Source organism: Psychroserpens mesophilus (assembly GCF_050617655.1).
Taxonomy (GTDB): Bacteria; Bacteroidota; Bacteroidia; order Flavobacteriales; family Flavobacteriaceae; genus Psychroserpens; species Psychroserpens mesophilus_A.
Map to the genome: position 1 here is coordinate 1 of NZ_JBODQC010000153.1, position 274 is coordinate 274.

Here is a 274-nt window from a genome sequence, read left to right on the forward strand (position 1 = left end):
GCCAACCCCCAGAGGGGGGACGCCGAATGGCTGGACGCCGACGGCAACATCACCACCACCCCGGGCACGGACGACCGGGTGGTAACAGGCAGCCCGCTACCGGACTTCTCGGGCGGTATTACGAATACCTTCCGGTTCTTTGACTTCGACCTGTCTGTACTGATGAACTATTCCTACGGAAACGACATCGTCATCGACGGCCTGCGGTTTGCAGATGGGAACGACGCCATCGGGGGGATTGTAAACATCCGGCGGCAAAACCTGAGGAAGACGA

1 protein-coding gene is annotated in these 274 nt (G+C 59.9%); it reads left to right on the plus strand.

The features are described 5' to 3' along the window. A partial coding sequence (locus ACRHNM_RS16730) for a hypothetical protein (protein ID WP_431137753.1) occupies positions 1-274 on the plus strand: 274 nt, incomplete at both ends.